Origin of the sequence: Actinoplanes sp. NPDC051633, assembly GCF_040681735.1 — a bacterium.
GTDB lineage: Bacteria > Actinomycetota > Actinomycetes > Mycobacteriales > Micromonosporaceae > Actinoplanes.
In genome coordinates this window covers 1-2,995 of the sequence record NZ_JBFAZH010000970.1, presented here as the reverse complement: position 1 = coordinate 2,995, position 2,995 = coordinate 1, and the positions used below count along the sequence as shown (strand labels likewise).

The 2,995-nt window shown below is 73.7% G+C and carries 3 protein-coding genes; 2 read left to right on the top strand and 1 reads right to left on the bottom strand.

Annotated elements, in window-relative coordinates:
* Positions 1 to 48: 48 nt before the first annotated feature.
* On the top strand, positions 49 to 1,440 hold the full coding sequence (locus AB0M20_RS35345) for a leucyl aminopeptidase family protein (RefSeq protein WP_364304854.1): 1,392 nt from the start codon (positions 49 to 51) through the stop codon (positions 1,438 to 1,440).
* On the opposite strand, the gene AB0M20_RS35340 is transcribed toward AB0M20_RS35345, so the two are convergent.
* Positions 1,430 to 1,981, bottom strand: a complete 552-nt coding sequence (locus AB0M20_RS35340) for an O-methyltransferase (RefSeq protein ID WP_364304853.1) — start codon at positions 1,979 to 1,981, stop codon at positions 1,430 to 1,432. The genes AB0M20_RS35345 and AB0M20_RS35340 overlap by 11 nt on opposite strands.
* 274 nt (positions 1,982 to 2,255) lie before the next feature.
* On the opposite strand from AB0M20_RS35340, the gene AB0M20_RS35335 reads away from it, so the two are divergent.
* Positions 2,256 to 2,995, top strand: a 740-nt coding sequence (locus tag AB0M20_RS35335) for a trypsin-like peptidase domain-containing protein (protein ID WP_364304852.1), incomplete at its 3' end; no start/stop codon positions are given.

Below are 2,995 nucleotides of genomic sequence, written 5' to 3'. Positions count from 1 at the left end.
GGCGGAGGCGCCGCGGACGGCGATTATCGTGCCGCGGGCGCGGCCGCGGTGGCCGAATCTGGGCAGGCGACCCGTGCGGTTCTGGTGGATGCGGCCGGGACACCGCTCGGTGGCGACCAGGAGGTGGCGGCCTGGTGCCGGGCTGAGGAGGACCCGGGGCGGGCCGGGGCGGTGCAGACGCTGCCGCGACCGCTGCGTACCCCGGCGAAGGTCGTGATCGTGGGTCTGGGCGGAGGCGCCGCGGACGGCGATTATCGTGCCGCGGGCGCGGCCGCGGTGGGCGCCGTGGCCCGTGACGAGGAACTGCAGGTGGAGGTGCCCGCGGGCGCCACACCGGAGCAGGTGCGTGACCTGGCGGAGGGCATCTGGTTCGCGGGCTACCGCTTCGCGGAGGCGCCGGAAGGCCCGCGCACGGCGGCGGTCGACCTGATCACCTCGAACGACGGGTACGCCGAGAGCCTGTCCACCGCGCAGGCCGTGGCGCGTGCGGTGTGGCTGGCCCGCGACCTGACCAACATGCCCTCGTCGACGAAGAACCCGGCCTGGTTCGCCGGGCAGGTCGTCGCCGAGGCCGCGACACGCCCGGGTCTCACGGTGATCGTCCGCGAGCCCGAGCAGCTCGCCGAGGAGGGCTTCGGCGGCATCCTGGCGGTCGGCGGCGGCTCGGCGACCCCACCACGGCTGGTCGAGCTGTGCTGGGCGCCGGAGGGGGCGACCCGGCACGTCGTGCTGGTCGGCAAGGGCATCACCTTCGACACCGGCGGCATCTCGATCAAGACCCGCGACGGCATGAAGCTGATGAAGAAGGACATGGGTGGCGCGGCCGCGGTGATCGCGGCGACGCTCGCCGCGGCGGACCTCGGCCTGCCGGTACGCGTGACCGCGCTGGCCCCGCTGGCCGAGAACGCGGTCAGCGGCTCCGCCTACCGCCCCGGCGACGTGATCACCCACTACGACGGCACCACCAGCGAGAGCACCAACTCCGACGCCGAGGGCCGGCTGGTGCTGGCCGACGCCCTGGGCTACGCCGTCGCCAACCTCGCCCCTGACGTGGTGATCGACCTGGCCACGCTCACCGGGGCCAACATGGTGGCGCTCGGCAAGGGGATGGCCGCGCTCTACAGCCACGACGACGACCTGGCGGCGGCGCTGGTCCGGGCCGGTACGGCGGCCGGCGAGCGGATGTGGCGGATGCCGCTGCCCGAGGACTACGCCGAGTACCTCCGCTCCGACATCGCGGACCGGCACAGCTCACCGGCGCAGGGCGCGGGTTCCGTGGTGGCCGCCCTCTATCTTCGGGACTTCCTCGGCGACAAGGCCGGCAGCTGGGCGCACCTGGACATGTCGGCGCCGTCGTGGTCCGACAAGACCACCGGCGACCTGGTCAAGGGCGCGACGGGCTGGGGAGTCCGCACGCTGGTCCGCTATCTCACCGCCTGACCGCGGCCAGCACTCCCGCGCCGGTCGGGAGCACCGCCGGGATCCAGTCGTCCGACTCCCGGATCGTCCGCAGCATCTCGCGGATCGTGACGGTCCCGGCGTCGCGGGCGGCCGGGTCGCCGATCCGGCCGCCGGCCAGGGCGCCGTTGACGATCAGCGTGCCGCCCGGCCGGAGCAGCCGCAGCGCCGCGTCCGCGCAGGCGCCGGACTCGGTGGCGTCCGCGTCCACGAAGATCAGGTCGTAGACCCCGTCCGCCAGCCGGGGCAGGACGTCCAGGGCACGGCCGGCGATGATCCGGGTACGCGACGGCGCGAACCCGGCCTCGACGAAGATGCGCCGGGCGATCCGCTGGTGCTCGCTCTCCACGTCGATGGTGGTCAGCACGCCGTCCGGCCGCATACCGCGGAGCAGCCACGTGCCGCTCACACCCGTACCCGTGCCGATCTCCACCACCGACTTGGCGCTGCCCGCGGCAGCCAGCAGGCGCAGCAGCGCGCCCGCGCCCGGCGAAACCGGGGCCAGGCCCAGCTCGGCGGCCATTGTGCGAGCCGTCCGCAGCACGACGTCCTCGGCGGCGTAGGCCTCCGCGAAAGCCGACTGGTCCGGCAGACCCGATGAACGCGAGGCGGTGACGATGACTGAACTCCTCCCGGGAGGATGTACGACCCGGAACCGGCGCACATCGGGTATGAGAGTAGAAGTGATGTCGGTGAGGCGCGCATCGGGCCGTCGATGCCTGAACGCTCCGGACGATCCGTGTCATCCTGGAGCGTGGGGGACTTCGACGCTCCCGGGGACGAGTGGAGGCATCGACGTGACCGACGGCCGCGATTGGCGTCAGCCGCCCGGTCCTGGACAGCCGACGCCGGCGGCATCGCCCTGGTGGACCTCCGGCGCGCTCCAGGATCCCTGGCGGGACCCTCAGGCGCCCTCGGCCGTCGTGATCAACGCCGCGCCGGTGAGCAGCGGCCCGCCGCCCGAGCACATCCCCGACCCCGACGCCCCGCGCCGCGGGCTCGGCCCGATCCTGGTGATCTGCCTGGTCACGGCCCTGCTGGCCGGTGGCCTGGGCGGCACGCTCGGCTACGTCTTCGCGGTCCGCGGCGGCGTCGGCGGGGGCGGCACCACGCTCGGCGCGGGCGAGCAGGAGGCCCCCGAGGCCGCCCAGCGGGCCCCCGAGTCTCTGGCCGGGGTGGCCAAGACGGTGACCCCCAGCGTGGTCACCGTGCGGGTCACCGGAGCGATCGGGTCCGGCTTCGTGGTCTCCGCCGACGGGTACGTGATCACCAACGATCACGTGGTCGAGGGCGGCGGCACCGACGGGGCGCTCTCGGTGTCGTTCAGCGACGGCTCGACGGCGAAGGCGACGCTGGTCGGGCGTGATCCCGAGTCGGACATCGCGGTCATCAAGGCGCAGAAGTCGGGGCTGCCGGCGGTGAAGTTCGGCAACTCCGATCAGATCGCGGTCGGCGACCCGGTGCTCGCCTTCGGTTCACCGCTGGCCCTGGTCAACACCGTCACCTCCGGCATCGTCAGCGCCCTCGACCGCACCAT

Bases quoted from the DNA above. Each gene is read 5' to 3' on its own strand.
- AB0M20_RS35340 (WP_364304853.1), bottom strand. From the start codon at position 1,981: ATGGCCGCCGAGCTGGGCCTGGCCCCGGTTTCGCCGGGCGCGGGCGCG.